A 359-nucleotide genomic window follows, 5' to 3' on the forward strand; every position below is an offset into this window, starting at 1 on the left:
CAGGAAGACGACCGTTTTAACCTACCGTTCATACTATTACAACCTATTGCAACATAGCCCCTACTAACATCAAGAACTGTATAAATCCAAAGTTGAACTTTGCTATTGCCACCCTGCTTTCCGGCCTGGGAGATGATGGAAGGAGAAGCCGTTGAAATTTTGCAACTCCGTTCAAATCCCCCACAACCCAAGGTAGCGCGAACGGCTCTCAAAACAAATCCCTCTTATAAACCCAACCGAGCCCTTGCGCTACCGTTCCTCAAATTTCGACGCGCTAATCCAACATCAGATCCAAGCCTTGATTTTTGTCTCTTTTCATCAAGGAAAAGAGAAAAGCCCTTCGGCGGCCAGCCGAGGCA

The 359-nt window shown here is 47.1% G+C and carries 1 protein-coding gene; it reads left to right on the top strand.

Features of this window, described 5'->3' with window-relative positions; genetic code table 11:
- Positions 1–132 precede the first annotated feature (132 nt).
- Positions 133–359 (top strand): hypothetical protein (locus tag GJU39_RS23750; RefSeq protein ID WP_209437741.1); only part of this gene is annotated, 227 nt, incomplete at its 3' end.

The organism is Pedobacter petrophilus, from assembly GCF_009674725.1.
In the GTDB taxonomy this organism is placed as follows: Bacteria; Bacteroidota; Bacteroidia; order Sphingobacteriales; family Sphingobacteriaceae; genus Pedobacter; species Pedobacter petrophilus.